The organism is Streptomyces sp. NPDC041940, from assembly GCF_055589465.1.
In genome coordinates, this window is record NZ_JBVJBP010000011.1 from 227001 (window position 1) to 243891 (window position 16891).

16 protein-coding genes are annotated in these 16891 nt (G+C 72.4%); 8 read left to right on the forward strand and 8 right to left on the reverse strand.

Annotated elements, in window-relative coordinates:
- Window positions 1–131 precede the first annotated feature (131 nt).
- Genes ACZ6I3_RS20650 through ACZ6I3_RS20680 form a run of 7 tightly spaced genes read right to left on the reverse strand, consistent with a single transcriptional unit; the run spans window position 132 to window position 6795 of the window.
- Window positions 132–719 (reverse strand): TetR/AcrR family transcriptional regulator, encoded by a 588-nt coding sequence (locus ACZ6I3_RS20650; protein WP_469416301.1) that lies wholly within the window; start codon window positions 717–719, stop codon window positions 132–134.
- A 32-nt stretch (window positions 720–751) separates the two neighbouring features.
- On the reverse strand, window positions 752–1924 hold the full coding sequence (locus ACZ6I3_RS20655) for a pyridoxal phosphate-dependent aminotransferase (protein WP_469416302.1): 1173 nt from the start codon (window positions 1922–1924) through the stop codon (window positions 752–754).
- Between the two features lie 23 nt (window positions 1925–1947).
- Window positions 1948–2745 carry an SDR family oxidoreductase gene (locus ACZ6I3_RS20660; RefSeq protein WP_469416304.1) on the reverse strand — a complete coding sequence of 266 codons (798 nt, stop codon included), beginning with the start codon at window positions 2743–2745 and terminating at the stop codon, window positions 1948–1950.
- A gap of 53 nt (window positions 2746–2798) precedes the next feature.
- Entirely contained in the window at window positions 2799–3827 is a 1029-nt protein-coding gene (locus ACZ6I3_RS20665) for a 5-oxoprolinase subunit C family protein (RefSeq protein ID WP_469416306.1), read from the reverse strand.
- Window positions 3824–4561 (reverse strand): 5-oxoprolinase subunit B family protein, encoded by a 738-nt coding sequence (locus tag ACZ6I3_RS20670; RefSeq protein WP_469416307.1) that lies wholly within the window; start codon window positions 4559–4561, stop codon window positions 3824–3826. Before ACZ6I3_RS20670 ends, ACZ6I3_RS20665 begins: the two co-directional genes overlap by 4 nt.
- Window positions 4562–4580: 19 nt before the next feature.
- Window positions 4581–5387, reverse strand: a complete 807-nt coding sequence (locus tag ACZ6I3_RS20675) for a LamB/YcsF family protein (RefSeq protein WP_469416309.1) — start codon at window positions 5385–5387, stop codon at window positions 4581–4583.
- Window positions 5388–5418: 31 nt separating this feature from the next.
- The gene (locus ACZ6I3_RS20680; RefSeq protein ID WP_469416311.1) at window positions 5419–6795 is read right to left on the reverse strand and encodes an MFS transporter; all 1377 of its coding nucleotides are present in this window, start codon (window positions 6793–6795) and stop codon (window positions 5419–5421) included.
- 431 nt (window positions 6796–7226) lie between these two features.
- Between ACZ6I3_RS20680 and ACZ6I3_RS20685 the strand changes: the two genes are divergently transcribed.
- The 6 genes from ACZ6I3_RS20685 to ACZ6I3_RS20710 all read left to right on the forward strand — a co-directional run bounded on the left by ACZ6I3_RS20685 (window position 7227) and on the right by ACZ6I3_RS20710 (window position 14120).
- Window positions 7227–7865, forward strand: coding sequence for an RraA family protein (locus tag ACZ6I3_RS20685; protein ID WP_469416313.1), 639 nt, complete (start codon window positions 7227–7229; stop codon window positions 7863–7865).
- On the forward strand, window positions 7862–8929 hold the full coding sequence (locus ACZ6I3_RS20690; RefSeq protein WP_469416315.1) for a D-2-hydroxyacid dehydrogenase: 1068 nt from the start codon (window positions 7862–7864) through the stop codon (window positions 8927–8929). The genes ACZ6I3_RS20685 and ACZ6I3_RS20690 overlap by 4 nt, the downstream gene beginning before the upstream one ends.
- Window positions 8930–9219: 290 nt before the next feature.
- Entirely contained in the window at window positions 9220–10338 is a 1119-nt protein-coding gene (locus tag ACZ6I3_RS20695; RefSeq protein ID WP_469416317.1) for a hypothetical protein, read from the forward strand.
- A 94-nt stretch (window positions 10339–10432) separates the two neighbouring features.
- On the forward strand, window positions 10433–10963 hold the full coding sequence (locus tag ACZ6I3_RS20700; protein WP_469416373.1) for a (2Fe-2S)-binding protein: 531 nt from the start codon (window positions 10433–10435) through the stop codon (window positions 10961–10963).
- Window positions 10960–11964 carry an FAD binding domain-containing protein gene (locus ACZ6I3_RS20705; RefSeq protein ID WP_469416319.1) on the forward strand — a complete coding sequence of 335 codons (1005 nt, stop codon included), beginning with the start codon at window positions 10960–10962 and terminating at the stop codon, window positions 11962–11964. Before ACZ6I3_RS20700 ends, ACZ6I3_RS20705 begins: the two co-directional genes overlap by 4 nt.
- Window positions 11961–14120 (forward strand): xanthine dehydrogenase family protein molybdopterin-binding subunit, encoded by a 2160-nt coding sequence (locus ACZ6I3_RS20710; protein ID WP_469416321.1) that lies wholly within the window; start codon window positions 11961–11963, stop codon window positions 14118–14120. Before ACZ6I3_RS20705 ends, ACZ6I3_RS20710 begins: the two co-directional genes overlap by 4 nt.
- A 3-nt stretch (window positions 14121–14123) precedes the next feature.
- Here the strand turns inward: ACZ6I3_RS20710 and ACZ6I3_RS20715 are convergent, their stop codons facing one another.
- Window positions 14124–15575, reverse strand: a complete 1452-nt coding sequence (locus ACZ6I3_RS20715; RefSeq protein WP_469416322.1) for a hypothetical protein — start codon at window positions 15573–15575, stop codon at window positions 14124–14126.
- 673 nt (window positions 15576–16248) lie between these two features.
- Between ACZ6I3_RS20715 and ACZ6I3_RS20720 the strand changes: the two genes are divergently transcribed.
- Both ACZ6I3_RS20720 and tgmA read left to right on the forward strand, forming a co-directional pair.
- Window positions 16249–16560: a YkvA family protein gene (locus ACZ6I3_RS20720; protein ID WP_469416323.1), complete on the forward strand. Its 312-nt coding sequence runs from the start codon at window positions 16249–16251 to the stop codon at window positions 16558–16560.
- Between the two features lie 131 nt (window positions 16561–16691).
- Window positions 16692–16883, forward strand: a complete 192-nt coding sequence (tgmA, locus tag ACZ6I3_RS20725) for a putative ATP-grasp-modified RiPP (protein ID WP_469416325.1) — start codon at window positions 16692–16694, stop codon at window positions 16881–16883.
- Window positions 16884–16891: the final 8 nt, after the last annotated feature.

A 16891-nucleotide genomic window follows, 5' to 3' on the forward strand; every position in this document is an offset into this window, starting at 1 on the left:
GGCCGGATGCTCGGTTGTTCGCGATGGCGGACACCCACCACCACGCGCGAGCGCGCCGAAATACTCACCGCCGGGCGCGAAGCGGCGCGGTCCGGCGTCGGCGGAGGAGCCGCCGCCCCGGGTCTTCCCGTTCAGTCGCGGGGGAGTTCGTCCGCCGCCGCCCAGCCGGTCAGGGCGCCGCGCAGTGCGGCCACCAGACGGCCCGCGGCCTCGTCCTCGGTGCGTCCGCTCTTGATGAGGTCGAGGATGTCGCGCGGGTCGAACAGCGCGTTCCACAGATAGAGGGCTTCGTCGCCGAGGTCCTCCAGGCCGAGCTCCTCGGTGGTCTGCCGCAGCGGTTCGGCGAGCGCCTCGGCCTGCGGCGCGAGGTAGCCGGTTCCTTCGCGCAGGCGCTCGAGATAGCCGCGATGCGAGCGCATCTGGGCCATCGCGCCGCCGTGTTCGAGGACCAGGGAGACCCAGTGCCTCGACACCGCTTCGAGTTTCGTCATGCCGCGGGTGGTCTGCGCTGCGCTGAAGTCCTTCAGTTCGGAGCCCACTTGGGCGCGGAAGGCGTGCAGCACCTCCTCGACGGAGGAGAAGTGGCGGTAGGCCGTCGCGGTGGACACCTCGGCGTGCTTGGCGATCTCGGCGAGGCTGACGGGCGTGGGCGAGTTCTCGAACAGTCGCGCGGCTGCCTTGATGAGGTGCCTGCGGTTGCGCTCGGTGTCACTGCGCATGGGTCGATTCCTCGTCGTGTACGGGACGGTGCTCATCGCAGGGCCGAAAGACCGGCGGCCAGGCGGCGGACACCCTCGGTGATGGACTGCGGGCTGGCAGCGTACGACAGCCTCAGGTGCCCCTCACCCCGCGCTCCGAACTCGCTCCCGGGCCGGACCGCGACGCCGTGCCGCGTGCGCAGCGCCGCCACGACCTCCACGGACGGCAGATCGATGTCGTAGCGCGGGAACTGGTAGAAGGCGCCTTCCGGTGCGCTGAGGGTGAGGCCGGGGATGGCGGCCAGTTCCCCGCGCATGAGCTCGCCGCGCTCCTGGTAGGCGGCGCGCATCCGGGCGACGTCGTCGTCGCAGCTCTCCACCGCGGCCAGCGCGGCGTCCTGGATGACGGTGTTGACGGAGCCGTTGAAGGTGTTGTGGACGCGCGCGGCCGCCTGGACGAGCGGCGACGGACCCCAGAGGTAGCCGACGCGCCAGCCGGTCATCGCGTAGCTCTTGGAGAAGGTCTGGCAGTAGACGGTCCGCTCGCGCAGGCCGTCGACGGAGAGGGCCGAGGTGAAGGGGCGCCCGGTGTAGTCGAGGTCGGAGTACGCCTCGTCGGAGATGACGATGGTGGGGGTGCCGTCGAGCAGGGCGGCGAGGGCTTCGAGTTCCTCCCGGCTGTGCACGATGCCGGTCGGGTTGACGGGGTTGCAGAAGACGAAGAGCTTGGCATCGGTGAGGGCGTCGGCGAGCCGGTCGAGGTCCCAGTGCAGGTCGGGTGCGAGCGGGACGGGGACGACGGTGCCGCCGGCCATCGCGACCAGGTCGCCGTAGAGGGAGTAGGTGGGGTCGGGGACGACCACCTTGTCCCCGGGGTCGACGAGGGACAGGATCGACGCGGCCAGCCCGGCGGTGCCGCCCTGGGTGATCAGGACGTCGCCGGCGGAGGCCGGGGTCCCGGCGGTGGCGGTCAGCTTCGCGGCGAGGGCCTCGCGCAGGGCCGGTTCGCCGAGGAGCGGTGAGTAGTGGGTGCGGCCGGCGCGCAGCGCGGCGTGGGCCGCCTCGGTCACCCGCTCGGGGGTGTCGAAGTCGGGTTCGCCCATCGCGAGGGAGACGAGGTCTGACCGGGACTGCGGCTGCTGGGTCCGGCGGGAGGCGGCGGCGATCCGGGCGACGGCGGCGGCCGTGTCGTACAGGGGTGGCTGTGTGGTGACGGTGGGCGGCATGCGCTCCTCCTGGTGACGGGGTGTCAGGCGTGCGGTGCGGTGTCGGCGGGGGCGCCCGCCCGGCGGCTGATCTCGAGGTCGGCGGAGACGTCGCGCTGGCGGGTGGGGGCGACGACGATCTCCTGGAGGACGACGCGCTGGGGCAGTGCGACGGCCAGGCGGATGGCCTCGGCCACGTCCTCGGGCCGCACCATGCCGGCGCGTTCCTCCGGCGCCGGGGGCCGGGCGCGGTTGTCGAGGATGGGGGTGTCCGCTTCGCCCGGCAGCACGGTGATCGCGCGCAGGCCCTGGTTGCGGAACGTGTTGTGCAGGAAGGTCATGAAGTTGCGTACGCCCGCTTTGGCCGCGCCGTAGGCGGCACCGCCGAGCAGGTTGGGGTTGACGGCGGCGAGCGAGGAGACGGTGACGATGGTCCCGGCGCCGCGGTCGAGCATGTCGGGCAGGACGGCCTGGGTGAGCTGGAAGACGGCGGTGAGGTTCACGTCGAGGACCTGGCGCCACTCGTCGTGCGGGAGCCACTGCGGGTTGAGCACCGTGGAGGAGCTGCCCGCGTTGTTGACGAGGATGCCGACCGGGCCGAGTTCGCTCCGCACCCGGTCGAGCACGCGGCTCACGTCGTCCGCGCGGGTGATGTCCGCGGCGAGGGCGAGAGCGGTCCCGCCTTCGGCGCGGATCGTGTCGGCGACCGAGTCGAGGGCTTCCTGTCTGCGGCCGACGAGGACGACGGCGGCACCGTCCCGGGCGAGCAGCCGGGCGGTTTCCAGCCCCATTCCGCTGCCGGCTCCTGTGATGAGCGCGATCGCGCCGGACGATGTCGTCACCGTTCCTCCTCCATGGGTGATATGAGATTCACCTTGCATATGAGAATAGATTCTCAGATTGTTCGAGGCAAGGCTTCGGGCAAGGACGTGGGCAGGGGCGGGGTGAAACCGAGTGCGCCGAATGCCTCGGCCGCCGCCCTCGCGAGCGCGCGGACCTCGGACTCGCGGCGGGCGAACCGGCGCAGCGAGGTCTCGCGGTCGATCCAGCGGAATCTGAGCTCCCGCCCCGGCCCGGCCTGCCCGAGCAGGGGCAGGGACGCCCGCGCGGCGACACCGACGACGGGATAGCCGGCGGTCAGGCTCCGGTAGCGGCCGAGGACGATCAGCTCGTCCGCGTGCGGGATCTGCAGCGCCCCGACGGGCACGCCGTGCGACACGATCTCGGTGTCGGTGTCCGGGTGCAGCACCGGTCCGTCGAGCCTGAGCCCGACGTGGTCGGAGCGCGGGGTGACGACGTAGGTCGCCTCCTCGATCACCTCGCGGATCCCCGCGATCGTCCGTATGCCGGGAGTGGGGACGACGTCGACGACCCACGGTCCGTCGTCGAAGCGCGGGACGGGCACGGGGAGCCGGAAGAACTGCGCCTCGAACGGGCGGCGCCTGAACCCCCGGAACTCCGTCTCCAGCAGGACGCGCGAGCCGCGTGCCACGGTCTGCCCGAAACCCATCCGGGCATCCGGGGCGGCACTACCCAGGAGCGTTTCGGTGCTCAGTGTTCCGTTCACCGCCAGATAGGTGCGGGTCCCCCGGCTCATGTCCCCGCGGATCCGCACCTCGTGGCCCGCGGGCACCACCAGCGGCGACCAGCTGTCGGCGGGCGAGCCCGCGACGGTGACCCGGGCGGGCGCGCCGGTCACCGCGAGCAGCACGTCGGCGTCGGGCACGAGGGCCAGTTCGCCGCCGAGGTTCTCCAGCAGGGTCGCGCCGCGCGGGTTGCCCACGAGGAGACTGGCCACGGCCGCCGAATGCTGGTCGGCCGCTCCCCCGGTGGGAACGCCGCGCTGTTCCGTGCCGCTGCGGCCGAGGTCCTGGAACGTGGTGATCCATCCGGTGCCGGTGAAGTCGAGCGTCACGGTCGTCATACGGCCACCTCCGTCGGCAGCAGGAAGCCCTCGCCGAGCGCCTCGGCCTCGTCCCGCGAGACCGGGACGAAGCGCACGACGTCGCCGGTGCCGAACGACACGGGGTCCGGGCGGGAGATGTCGACGATGGTGTGCGGTGTGCGTCCGACCACCCGCCAGCCGGTCGGGCCGGGGAACGGCTGGATGATCGCGTTGGTCCCGGCGATCATGACGGCGCCGGGGGCGACGTCCGTGCGTGGCTCGGCCCTCCGGCGCACCGGCCGGGGCACCTTGAGGCCGTCCATCATCGGGGCCATCGCCGCCCCGAGGAGGCAGACGGTGAAGGTGGACCGGGCGATCGCCTCGACGACATCGGTGGTGTCCAGGCCGAGTTCCTCGGCGACGGACACCAGGTCGGGGCCGGTGTCGTCGTCGAAGACCACGGGGATGGCGAACGTCCGCACCTGCCGTGCGCGGGCCGGGGCGTCCGCGGGCGACGGCGCCCACCGCGCCACCAGCCGCGCCGCGTACTCCACGTGCGGGTGCGCGGTCTCCAGCGGGTCGAACTCGATGAGCAGGGATTCGAGACCGGAGACGACGTCGAGCACACCGTGCGGGCGGTGCGCCAGGAAGCGGTCGCGGAACGCCACGATCCCGGCCCTGCGGACGGCCTGGTCGGCGTGCGGGATGGTCACCATCACCGCCGAGTCGCCGTAGGGCTCGACGGTGAGGTCGCCGTACTGTGCTGTGGTCATCACCTGGTGCGCCCCGCCGTCAGCCGGCGAGCGCGACCTCCGCCTTCTGTGCCAGGACCTCGCGCAGGCCTCCCACCTGGATGCCCGCCTTGTCGAGCGCGGCACGCAGTGCGGTGCCGTTCGCGAGGACGGTCGGATGGTCGCCGTGCAGCAGCAGGACGTCGGCGTCGTGGCCGAGCGGGACCACGTTGCCGTCGACCGAGCGCACCGTCCCCTCCCGCACGACCTGGGCCGAGCGCTCGCCGATCAGCTCCGGGTCGTGGATGAGTCCGCCCTCGTGGGAGCGCGGCACGGGCATGCCGTCGTCGCCGTAGCCGCGGTCGGCCAGGAAGACGTAGCCGACCTCCAGTCCGCGCTTGCGCGACTCCTCCGCGAGCAGGCCGCGCTGGCAGATGACGATGTAGTCGGTGTTGTACGCGGCGATCGCGTCGGTGATGGCGCGGGCGTGCTTGGCGTCGGTCTGCGCGATCGAGCCCATCCGGCCGTGCGGGGCGACGTGGCTGATGGTGCCGCCGTGCACCCGCGCGAAGGCGTCCAGGGCGCCGAGCTGGTAGAGGACGTCGGTGCGGATCTCCTCCTCGGACGCCTCGATGAGCCGGCGGCCGAAGCCGACCAGGTCGGGGTAGCCGGGGTGGGCGCCCAGCTCGATGCCGCGCGCGACGCAGTCGGCGACCGTCCGGTCCATGATGCGCGGGTCACCGGCGTGGAAGCCGCAGGCGATGTTCGACGAGGTGACCAGGCCGAGCAGGGCGCCGTCGTCGCCGATCGTGTAGTTGCCGAAGCTCTCGCCGAGGTCGGCGACGACGGCTACGGAGTTGATTCCCATGGTGTCTCTCCTGGTGGGGGGGGGGGATGATTCAGCGGGCCGCGAGGGGCCGGCCCTTGGTCTCGCGCAGGAAGGCGATCGTGACCAGGGTGATCAGGGCGGTGATGATGGAGGCGAACGCCGGGACGAGGTTGGAGCCGGTCGACTCGATCAGCTCGGTCATCACCAGCGGGGCGCTGCCGCCGAAGATGATCGTCGAGAGGCTGAACCCGATGCTGTAGGCGGAGTAGCGCACGGTGGTCGGGAACATCTCGGCGAGCATGGTGTGCACGACGGCGGCGTGCCCGGAGAAGGCGATCGCGAGGACGACGGTGCCGACGCAGGCGAGCCCGAACTCGCCGGTGGTGATGAGCCGGAACATCGGGTACGAGACGACGGCCATGGCCACGGCCGAGCCGGCGAGTACGGGCTTGCGGCCGATCCGGTCCGACAGGCGGGCCATGAACGGGATACAGACGACGATGGCGACCAGGCTGACCGCGGTGACCGTGAGCGCCCGCAGCATCGAGAAGTTGTGCTCGCCGAGCGAGGTCTTCAAGTAGGTCGGCATGTAGACGAAGAGCAGGTAGTAGCCGGGGCCGTTGAGGGCCGGGAGGAAGATCGTGAGGACGATCGCCTTCAGATGGCGCCGGTTGGTGAAGGCCTCCCTGAGCGGGTTGCGCACGACGGTGTTCTGCTCGCGCAGCGCCTTGAAGTGCGGGGTCTCCTCCAGCCGGCGGCGGATGTAGAAGCCGACGTAGCCGAGCGGTACGGCGAGCAGGAACGGCACCCGCCACGCCCAGGAGGTCATGGAGTCGTCGCCGAGGGTCGTGATGAGGACGGCGGAGAAGGCGCTGCCGAACATCAGGGCGACGAACGAGCCGACGGCGATGAAGCTCATCATGTAGTTGCGGCGGGCGTCCGGCGCGTACTCGCCGACGAAGGACATGGCGCCGGCCACCTCGCCGCCGGCGGAGAAGCCCTGCAGTACCCGGAGCAGCACCAGAAGGACGGGCGCGGCCACGCCTATGGCGGCGTGCGAGGGGATGAGGCCGATGGCCGCGGTGGCCGCGGAGATCAGTACCAGGAGGGCCGCGAGAAGGCTCTTGCGCCCGAGCCTGTCGCCGAGGTAACCGCAGATCACGCTGCCGAAGGGGCGGGCGACAAAGCTGACCAGGAAGCCGACGTTGGTGAGGAAGAGGCCTCCGGCCTCGGCCTCTCCCATGATGTTGATCGCGAGATAGGTGACGAGCAGGCCGTAGATGCCGTAGTCGTACCACTCGACGAAGGAGCCCACCGAGCCCGCGACGGTGGCCTTGCGGACGACCTTGCGGTTGGCGGAGACGACGTCGACCGCTGCCGCGCCGGGCGTCTCCGAGGATGCCTCGTCACGGTCTGAGGGGATGTCGAGCCGATCTGACGTTGTCATACGCGTTCACTTTCGGTGTCGCGGACTCCGGGGACGGTGTCCTGAGGATCGTGCGCCGAGCGGAGGGAGTGCCGGTGATCGCTCATGCGCCGAGATGCGCCCACGGAGGTGGGACCAGGAGGGGAAAGCGGTGACAGTGCCTCAGGGGCGGGTGACTCGGCGCTGTTCGCATGCGGCCCGCGCCTGAGGGGGCGGGCGGAAGTGTCGCGGTGGAAGACCGCGGAGCAGCACCGGAGCCGAGTTGCGACTGGAATCGCGAATGAGAATAGGTTCGCATTCTCGGGCGGTCAAGGATGTGTTCACCCTCTCGTCGAACTCGCGCTCGCGCCCCGACCGCCCCCATCGGCCACCCCTTGTGCCGCACGTCCGATGGATGCACACTGACTGACGCGAAACGCGAAAGCTTTCGCATTTTCTGGAAGGACTCTGCGATGACCCAGGACAACGTGCGCGTCCACACGGCGTGGGAACGCGTCGACGAGCAGGTGCTCAAGCAGTTCCGCGCCCATTCCGTGGCCAACCTCGGCGACGCCCTCGACCGGCTGAACATCGTCGACGGAGGCATCGCCCCCATCTGGAACGGCGCCACAGCCGTCGGCACGGCACTCCCGGTCCTCACCGTCGCGGGCGACAACAAGGCCGTGATCGAGGCGCTCGAGCACATCCGCCCCGGCGACGTCCTCGTCATCAACGCCTTCGGCCACGACGGCCGCGCGGTCATCGGCGACAACCTCGCCCAGCGGTTCGCCGTGCACGGTGCCGCCGGCGCGGTCGTCGACGGATATGTGCGCGACGCCGCGATCATCGAACAGCTCGGCGTCCCGGTCTTCGCGCGGGGGCTGACCCCCGCCGGGCCCTTCAAGAACGGCCCGGGCACGATCGGCGAAGCCGTCGCCATCGGACGTGTCGTGGTGAACCCGGGCGACATCGTCGCCGCCGACGGGGACGGCGTCATCGTCATCCCGCCGCACCGCGCCGAGGAGGCGCTCAGGGCCGTGGAGGAGATCGTCGCCCGCGAGGCCGCGCTCGACGCCGAGGTAGAGGCGCTGCGTGCCCAGGCCGTCCGGTGACCGGCCGGGACCGGGTGCCTGGCCGCCTGCGCGTCGCCGTCGCGGCCCCGCTGTCCGAGGAGAACGCCGCGCTCGTCCGGCGTCTTGAGCCACGGATCGACCTCGTCGTCGACCACGCCCTGCTGCCCCCGATGCGCTGGCCCGCGGACTTCTCGGGCGAGCCGGGCTGGCAGCGTACTCCGGAGCAGCAGCGTGCCTACGAGGCGGCGATCGACTCGGCCGACGCCCTGTACGGGATCCCCGATGTGGACCCGGCCGCCCTGGCTCGCGCCGTCCGGGCCAACCCGCGTCTGCGCTGGGTGCACACCATGGCCGCGGGCGGAGGCGGGCAGGTCAGAGCCGCCGGCCTGAACGCCGAAGAGCTCGGCCGGGTCCTCTTCACCACGTCGGCCGGGGTGCACGGACGTCCGCTCGCCGAGTTCGCCGTCTTCGGTGTGCTCGCGGGAGCCAAGGATCTGCCCCGTCTCAACCGCCAGCAGCGCGAGGGCGAATGGAGCGGACGCTGGACGATGGGGCAGGTGAGCCGGCAGACCGTTCTCGTGCTCGGACTGGGCGGGATCGGCCGGGCCGTGGCCACGGCACTGCACGCGCTGGGCGCGACGGTCATCGGTACGAGCAGAAGGGACGTGACCGTCCCGGGTGTCTCCACCGTGGTGCATCCCGACCGCATCACCGAGGTGGCTCCCACCGTGGACGCCGTCGTCAACACGCTCCCCGGAACCGAGGCGACCGAACACCTCCTCGGCAAGCGGTTCTTCGACGCGCTGCGGCCCGGGGCCTCGCTGGTCAACGTGGGGCGCGGCACCGTCGTGGACGAGGCGGCCCTCGCCGACGCGCTCGGCTCGGGCCGGGTCGGCTTCGCCGCGCTGGACGTCTTCGAGACGGAGCCGCTGCCGGCCGACAGCCCGCTCTGGCACCACGACCGGGTGCTGGTGAGCCCGCACACCGCCGCGCTCGACGCGTCGGAGGACCGCCTCATCGCCGAACTCTTCGCCGCCAACGCCACCCGGTTCCTGGACGGACAGGACCTGGTCAACCGTGTGAACACCGTCGAGTTCTACTGAGTGGATCTCCACTACCCGGTTCCGACTCCCGGTGCGGCGAGCAGGACCCGCCCCGATGCGGATGGTGGGCGGGCCCTGCTCGTGCGGTCCATTGTCGGGAGCGCGGGTCGGCTGGGCCATGAGTGTGAACCGACGGGTGTGCGCGCGGCGCGCACACCCCGTGCGCAGGGCGCACCTCACATGGCAGCGCTCATCAGGGGTACGCCCATAGGTGTGACCCCGGGTTATCCCGGTCGGCCTGCGGTGACGATACTGGCAGGCACACCTGCCCCCAGCTCACAGATGGACCCATGCCGATCTTCTCCACCGTCCGTCCCCAGACGCCCGCCACGGTGTGGCTGGCGCGCGGCCGTCATGCCTCCGGTGCCGCGGAAGACGTTCTCCGGCGCTCGCTCCAGCAGCGCAAGGACAGTCAGGGCATCGACGACTTCCTGGAATTGCCCGAGGCCGAGGCCGGCCCGTCGGAGCGGGTCTTCGAGGCCCGCTGGCAGGTCGGCGACGGGGTGACCGTGCGGGCCCGGCTGAGCGTGACGCCCGGTCCGGACGGCGAGGGGCAGGAGTGGATCCTGGTCGCCGAGGCCGAGGAGCCGTGGAGCGACGACTGGCCGTCGCCGACCGGTCTGTTCTGGCCGCGGGAGCCGGACACCGCCTGGGACCAGGACGCCGCCGTGGAACTGTCCCTGCGGGAGATCAATCCGCTCCCCCAGGACGACAAGGAGACAAAGCGCCTGCTCCGCAACGCGGTGCGCGGCGGATGGCACATCCACGTCGTCGTCCATGAGGCGATGACCACGGACGAGCAGGGCCGCAGGCCGGTGGCGCGTTGGCTCCCCCCGGGCCTGCGGCAGCGGGTGGTGGAGCACCGCGCCGTCCCGCAGCAGTCGCGGGGACTCAACTGGGCCCTGCGGGACTCCGGCGTGCAGGTGCCGCGGGGTGGTGCCGTGGTACTGCCCGGCACCCCGGCACCGGAGGGTTACGACGCCGAGGACTTCTCCGTCCGGGCGGTCTTCCTCGACGGCTCGGAGCCGGCTGACCTCGTCGACGCGGTGAAGCGGTTCGCCGCGCTGCCGCGGCCCCTGCCCGACGGCGCCGAGAACGCCCTCAAGGCGCTGCGGGAGGACTGGCACCTGCTGAACCTCCAGGAGGAGCTGGACCGCCAGCGCGGTCTGGTGGCCATGTACGCCGACGCGCTGGAGGCCATGACGAAGTCCCGCGACCTGTACCGGGAGGCGGCCGAGCGCGCCCACGAGGCCCTCACCGCCTACCAGGAGTCCGACGGGGCCGCTCCCGCGCGGCAGCAGCCCTCCGGTGCTCCCGTCGGGTCTCCGCTACAGCAGCTCACACGGACGTTCGAACGCTTCAAGGGCAAATCCCAGCGCCCCGTGACCTCGTCCCGGGACGAGCACTAGAAGGCCTTCCTCGCGGGGCGCACGTGTCAGTCGTGGCCAGGTGGATACGCGGTCCGTACGGCAGTACGGCCCGCCCGGGAAGGTCTTCCACGACATGGGCAACGACCAGTACCACTCGGAGACGGCACTCCGCGTCAACGGCAAGCCCCACACCCTCACCGTCGACCACCGGCGGGTCCTGCTGGACCTCCTGCGGGAGGATCTCGGCCTCACGGGCGCCAAGAAGGGCTGCGACCACGGCCAGTGCGGCGCCTGCACGGTCCTGGTGGACGGGCGGCGCGTCAACAGCTGTCTGCTGTTCGCGGTCGCCCTCGACGGCTGCGAGGTCACCACGATCGAGGGCCTGTCCGGCGACGGTGAGGAGCCGCACCCGCTGCAACAGGCCTTCCTGGAGCGTGACGCCTTCCAGTGCGGCTACTGCACCCCGGGCCAGATCTGCTCCGCTGCCGGTGTGCTCGCCGAGGCGGCGGCCGGTCATCCCTCGCACGTCACCGACCCGGCGACGCCCTCCGGTGAGCCGGTGCCGCTGGGCCGGGAGGAGATCCGGGAGCGGCTGAGCGGCAATCTGTGCCGCTGCGGGGCGTATCCACGGATCGCCGAGGCGGTGGAGGACGTGATCCCGTGAAGGAGTTCGCCTACGTCCGTGCCGGGAGCGTCGAGGAGGCGACCTCCGCGTACGCCTCCCACACCGGCGCCCGCTTTCTCGGCGGCGGCACCAACCTCGTCGATCTGATGAAGCTCGGCGTCGAGCGGCCCGCCGCCCTCATCGACGTCACCCGGCTGCCGCTGGACGCGGTGGAGGAGCTGCCGGACGGTGCGCTGCGGATCGGGGCGATGGTCCGCAACAGCGACCTCGCGGCGCACCCCCTCGTACGCGACCGGTACCCGGCGCTGTCGCAGGCGGTGCTCGCGGGTGCCTCGGGGCAGTTGCGCAACGCGGCGACGACCGGCGGAAATCTGCTCCAGCGCACCCGGTGCCCGTACTTCCAGGACGTGTCGAAGCCGTGCAACAAGCGTGAGCCGGGCAGCGGCTGCGGAGCGCGGGACGGTGTCCACCGCGATCACGCGGTGCTCGGGCACTCCGCGCACTGCATCGCCACCCATCCGTCGGACATGGCGGTGGCGCTGGCCGCTCTGGACGGGCGGGTCGAGCTGTCCGGGCCGGAGGGCGCCCGGAGTGTCGCGGCGGCGGACTTCCACCGGCTGCCCGGGGACCGGCCCGAGCAGGACACCGAGATCCGCCCCGGCGAACTGGTCACCGGTGTGGTGCTGCCCGCTGCCACGGCCGGGGTGCCGTCGGCGTACCGCAAGGCCCGTGACCGGGCCTCGTACGCCTTCGCGCTCGCGTCCGTCGCGGTGGTGCTGCGGGTGTCGGACGGTGTGGTCGGCCACGCCGGGCTCGCCTTCGGGGCGCTGGCGCACCGGCCCTGGCGGGCCCGGCGGGCGGAGGAGGCGCTGCTGGGGGCCGCTCCGACCGCCGCCGCGTTCGAGCACGCCGTCGATCTCGAACTGTCCGCCGCGCGGCCGCTGCGGGACAACGCCTACAAGGTGCCGCTGGCCCGCAATCTCGCCGTGGACGTGCTGTCCCGGCTCGCGGACGAGGCGCTCACGAGGAGGACCCCGTGACCGGCGGCGTGGGCGCTCCCGCCGAGCGCCGGGAGGGACGGGAGAAGGTCAGCGGCACCGCCCGCTACGCCGCCGAGTACCACTCCCCCGGCCGGGCCCAGGCCTGGCCCGTGCCGGCGGCTGTCGCCCGGGGCCGGGTGACCGGCGTCGACACGGCGGCTGCCCTGGCCGTGCCCGGTGTCCTCGCCGTCCTCACCCATGAGAACGCGCCGCGGCTCGCCGAGCCCGACGATCCGACGCTCGCCGTGCTCCAGGACCCCCGGGTTCCGCACCGGGGCTGGTTCGTGGCCCTGGTGGTGGCCGAGACCCTGGAGGCGGCCCGGGCCGGTGCCGCCGCGGTCCGCGTCTCCTATGACGTCGGGGAACACGATGTGCGGCTCACCGCCTCGCACCCGGGCGTGTACGTGCCCGAGGAGGCCAACGGCGGTCATCCCGCCGTCCGTGAACACGGCGACCCCGACGGGGCCTTCGGGTCCTCCGCCGTCCGGGTGGACGTCGCGTACCGGGTGCCGCCGCTCCACAACCACCCCATGGAGCCGCACGCCAGCACCGCCCGCTGGGACGACGGCCGGCTGACCGTGCACACCTCCAGTCAGGGCGCGGGTGCCGTACGGGCCGTGCTCGCCGGGCTGTTCGCCCTGCCGAAGGGGCGGATCGTCGTCACCGCCGAGCACGTCGGCGGCGGCTTCGGGTCCAAGGGCACGCCACGGCCCGACGTGGTGCTCGCCGCGATGGCGGCACGGCAGACCGGGCGGGCGGTCACCGTGGCCCTCCCCCGCCGGTATCTGCCCGCCGTCGTCGGGCACCGGGCTCCCACCCTGCACCGGCTGCGGCTCGGTGCCGACGCGGACGGCCGCCTCGCCTCCCTCGTGCACGAGGTCACGACCCACACCTCCCGGGTCAAGGAGTTCGTGGAGCAGGCGGCGGTGCCCGCGCGCGTGATGTACGCAGCGCCCCACAGCCGTACGGTGCACCGGGTCGCGGCACTGGACGTGCCCTCGCCGTCGTGGATGCGGGCGCCGGGCGAGGCTCCGGGGATGTACGCGCTGGAGTCCGCCATGGACGAGCTCGCCGGCGAGCTGGGCATGGACCCCATCGAGCTGCGGGTCCGCAACGAGCCGGACGCCGAACCCGACACCGGCAAGCCGTTCAGCAGCAGGCACCTGGTCGAGTGTCTGCGCGAGGGTGCCCGGCGCTTCGGGTGGGCCGGACGCGATCCCCGCCCGGGCTCCCACCGGGAAGGACCCCTGCTGCTGGGGACGGGCGTGGCGGCGGCGACGTATCCCGTCATGGTGTGGCCCGCCGCCGCGACGGCCCGGGCACTGGCCGACGGGACGTTCCTGGTGCGGATCAACGCCACCGACATCGGCACGGGGGCCAGGACCGTGCTCGCGCAGGTCGGCGCCGACGCCCTCGGGGTGCCGCTGGAGCGGGTGCGGACGGAGGTCGGCAGCAGTGAGCTTCCGTCGGCGCCGCTGGCCGGCGGCTCGTCCGGCACCGCTTCCTGGGGCTGGGCGGTCCACGAGGCCTGTGTCCTGCTGGCGCGGCGGCTGGCCGAGCACGCGGGGCGGCCGCTGCCGGAGCAGGGCCTCGACGTCCGCGCGGACACCAGGGGCGCGGCGGACGCCGAGAGCGCCTGGGCCCGGCACGCCTTCGGGGCGCACTTCGCCGAGGTCGCGGTGGACACGGTCACCGGCGAGGTCCGGGTCGGCCGGCTGCTCGGGGTGTACGCCGCCGGGCACATCCTCAACGCCCGCACGGCACGCTCCCAGTTCGTCGGCGGCATGACGATGGGGCTGGGCATGGCGCTGACCGAGGGCAGCACGATGGACGCCGCGTTCGGGGACTTCACCGAGTCGGACCTGGCGTCGTACCACGTGCCCGTGCACGCCGACATCGGCGAGATCGAGGCGCACTGGCTCGACGAGGACGATGCCCGACTCAACCCGATGGGCAGCAAGGGGATCGGGGAGATCGGCATCGTCGGGACGGCCGCGGCGATCGGCAACGCCGTGCACCACGCCACCGGCGTCCGCTTCCGGGAACTCCCGCTGACGCCGGACCGGGTACTGGCCGGGCTGCTCGATCGCCGGGCGGCGAACGACGACCGGACCGGACCCGCTGCGAGCGGACCCGGTCCGGTGCGGCGGTCGTAGGCGTCACTCCGCCATGCCGCGTGCCTCGGTCGCCGGCAGGGACCACTGTCCGCCCGCGAAGGGCGCCACCGCGCGGAAGACCAGCGCGACCAGGGCCAGCAGCGCCGTGCACACGGCGGCACCGGCGGCGAACCACGGCGGGGCGACCGCGAGGTCCACGGCCCGGGTCAGGGACGCCGACGGAAAGGAACTCCCGTACGCCTGGGCCCCGGCCAGCACCGTGGGTACCGCCACCGCCCCGACCAGTACCGGCGCGACGGGGCGCAGGGCCAGCAGCAGCGCCAGCACTGTGCACAGCACGGACAGGCCGAGAGCTATGGCGTGCAGGTCAAGGGACGCTCCACCGCGCTGCAGCGGGAAGTGGGCCACCGCGCACACGGCCAGGGCCAGGGCGGTGAGCCAACTCGACCACGCCATGGACCTGGTGAGCCGCTCCTTCGCGCGGTCGCGGTCCGACGGTGAGTGGTCGAGGGTCCGGCGGATCTCGCGGCGCCTGGCCGGCCTGACGGGCGTCAGGGGCTGCGTGGTCTCGGCCTCGGGATTCGTGGGGCCGGTCGGCACGCGGCCGTTGCGGTCCAGCCGCTCCAGGCCGAGGCGGTCGATCAGCTCGACCAGTTCCCCGACGGACCGGCCGGTGGCGGCCGCGCGGAGTGCCTCCTCGCGGACGTGGGGCATCTGCGGCTCTCTGTGCAACAGGACGACCAGCCGGGTCACTTCCTCCACCGGCCGGTGGGCGGCCGCGGCCCGGATCGCCTCGTCCGCGCTGTCCGCGTCGCGCGGGGGCTTCGTCAGCAGGGCGATCATCCTGCTCACGTCCTCCACGCGCCGCTCCACGCCTGCCGTGCGGAGTGCGTCGACCATCGCCTCGGCGTGGTCGGGCGACTTCTCCAGCGAGGTGATGAGGGCGACGACCTCCTCCAGGGGCCGGTCGGCCACGGCGGCGTGCACCAGGTCGCTGACCGCGTCACCGTACGGCGCGGGGGCCGGCCCCGTGCCGGGCCGTAGTTCCACCGGATTGTCGTCCAGCGAACGGATCACGAACGGCCGCGCACCCGACTGCTCCGCCTCGCCCACGCCGGACGCACCGCGCTGAGCGACCTCTCCCGCCGCAGGGTCCACCAGGTCCTTGCGAAGGGACGCGGGCGCGTCGGACGGCCGGTCCGCCTGGTGCGGCCGTGAGACAGCGGGCTCGGCGGACTCCTGGCTCACCTGGTTCGGGCCGGGGCCCTCGGGCGCGGACGGACGGTCCGTCAGGCGGGGCCCTGAGGCAGCGGGCTGGGCGGACGGCGGCTCCGCATGGTGCGGACGGGAGGCCGCGGCGGACGGCCGGTCCGCGTCGTCCGAGCCGGGAACGGCCGACCGTACGGACGCCGGGGCGCCCCGGTCGGAGCCGCGGTCGGCAGTCCGCTCGGTCGCCGTCCCCGAACCGGGAGCAGCGGACGAGTCGAAGGCCACACCCGCCTCCTCCGAGGAAGGGGCAGGGGCAGCGGGCCGGGCAGCCTCGTCCACACCAGGGACAACCGACCGCCCCGGATGGGCCCCGTTTACGACAGGCGCGACAGGCCCGGCAGACGACAGAGCCACCTCGTCCACGCCAGAAGCAGCCGTCGGCGCCGACACCTGCTCCGCCCCGTTCACGGCAGGGGCAGCAGGCGGGGCGGACGGTTCCGTGCCCGGCGGGCCCGCCGGGTGGGGCGTCGCGGGAGGCTCCGTGCCCGCACGGTACGTCTCGTGCGAGGGGGCGGCGGGCTGTGTGCTCGTCTGCTCCACCTGGTACGTGCCGGTGGCAACGGTGGTGTCGGCGGACGGCTGGGCGGACCCGTTCGACTCGCCGGTTATGGCGGATTCGTTCGAGCGGGGTGATGAAGAGCAGGTGGTCATACTCGCCTCCGTGGGAAGAGTGCGGCCGCTCCTGCGCCCCCCGTCGTGTGACGAGCGACGTTACGCTGACCATTACTAGGCGCCCCCTTCACCCCGTGCCACTCGTGTGAGCCACCGGGATGACCATCCGCACGGGAAAATCCTCCGACTCGCCGACATGTCGGGCTCCGGCCGCAATACAGCCGCCGGAAACGGGAATCCAGGTAGGGACACCCCGTGTCGCGGCACGCCAGGAGGAGGGCAACCCGTGGATACGACCGCAACGGTGATCACCCTGGCCGCGATTCTCGCGGCCCTCGTCCTCGTCCTCGCCATCCGTATCTTCCTGAGACTGGTCCGGACCCGGCGCGAGCTACGGAGCGCGGGGCTGCCCACGGGGCCGCGCTGGGTCTTCTGGGGCGCGGTTCTCTACTTCGTCCTGCCTGCCGACGTACTGCCCGACCCGGTGTACCTGGACGACATCGGTGTCCTGCTGCTCGCTCTGCGTACCGTCCGTGGCTCCCTCGGCGAGCGGAATCGCAGGACGACACGCCGGGCTGACCACGAACCGGCCAAATAACTACGGAGAGTAAGGAAACCAACCACCCGTTCGATTCGTATAAGTCTCTGGAAGCCGAAACAAGCGAGCGGCCGGGGGGCCGCGCCCAATGACCAACGCTTGGTCGGCGCAGTACCGACGAGGGAGAGACGATGCAACCGTTCGCGCTCAACTACGCGCGCCCGGCAGTGGAGCTGGAAGCTGCTATTCCGTATGTGTACGACACCGGACTGCAGTTGAACGTGCTCCTCGACGGCCGCATCGCGGCCAGCGACTTCGGCCTGTTGAGAGAGGCGGGCACCACGACGTCCACCGCAGGCTCCAAGACCCACTTCGACGACTGACCGCGGGC

Excerpts from the sequence above, each read along its gene's own strand:
- ACZ6I3_RS20650 (WP_469416301.1), bottom strand. The coding sequence starts at position 719 with ATGCGCAGTGACACCGAGCGCAACCGCAGGCACCTCATCAAGGCAGCC.
- ACZ6I3_RS20655 (WP_469416302.1), bottom strand. The coding sequence starts at position 1,924 with ATGCCGCCCACCGTCACCACACAGCCACCCCTGTACGACACGGCCGCC.
- ACZ6I3_RS20665 (WP_469416306.1), bottom strand. The coding sequence starts at position 3,827 with ATGACGACCGTGACGCTCGACTTCACCGGCACCGGATGGATCACCACG.
- ACZ6I3_RS20670 (WP_469416307.1), bottom strand. The coding sequence starts at position 4,561 with ATGACCACAGCACAGTACGGCGACCTCACCGTCGAGCCCTACGGCGAC.
- ACZ6I3_RS20675 (WP_469416309.1), bottom strand. The coding sequence starts at position 5,387 with ATGGGAATCAACTCCGTAGCCGTCGTCGCCGACCTCGGCGAGAGCTTC.
- ACZ6I3_RS20680 (WP_469416311.1), bottom strand. The coding sequence starts at position 6,795 with ATGACAACGTCAGATCGGCTCGACATCCCCTCAGACCGTGACGAGGCA.
- ACZ6I3_RS20685 (WP_469416313.1), top strand. The coding sequence starts at position 7,227 with ATGACCCAGGACAACGTGCGCGTCCACACGGCGTGGGAACGCGTCGAC.
- ACZ6I3_RS20695 (WP_469416317.1), top strand. The coding sequence starts at position 9,220 with ATGCCGATCTTCTCCACCGTCCGTCCCCAGACGCCCGCCACGGTGTGG.
- ACZ6I3_RS20700 (WP_469416373.1), top strand. The coding sequence starts at position 10,433 with ATGGGCAACGACCAGTACCACTCGGAGACGGCACTCCGCGTCAACGGC.
- tgmA (WP_469416325.1), top strand. The coding sequence starts at position 16,692 with ATGCAACCGTTCGCGCTCAACTACGCGCGCCCGGCAGTGGAGCTGGAA.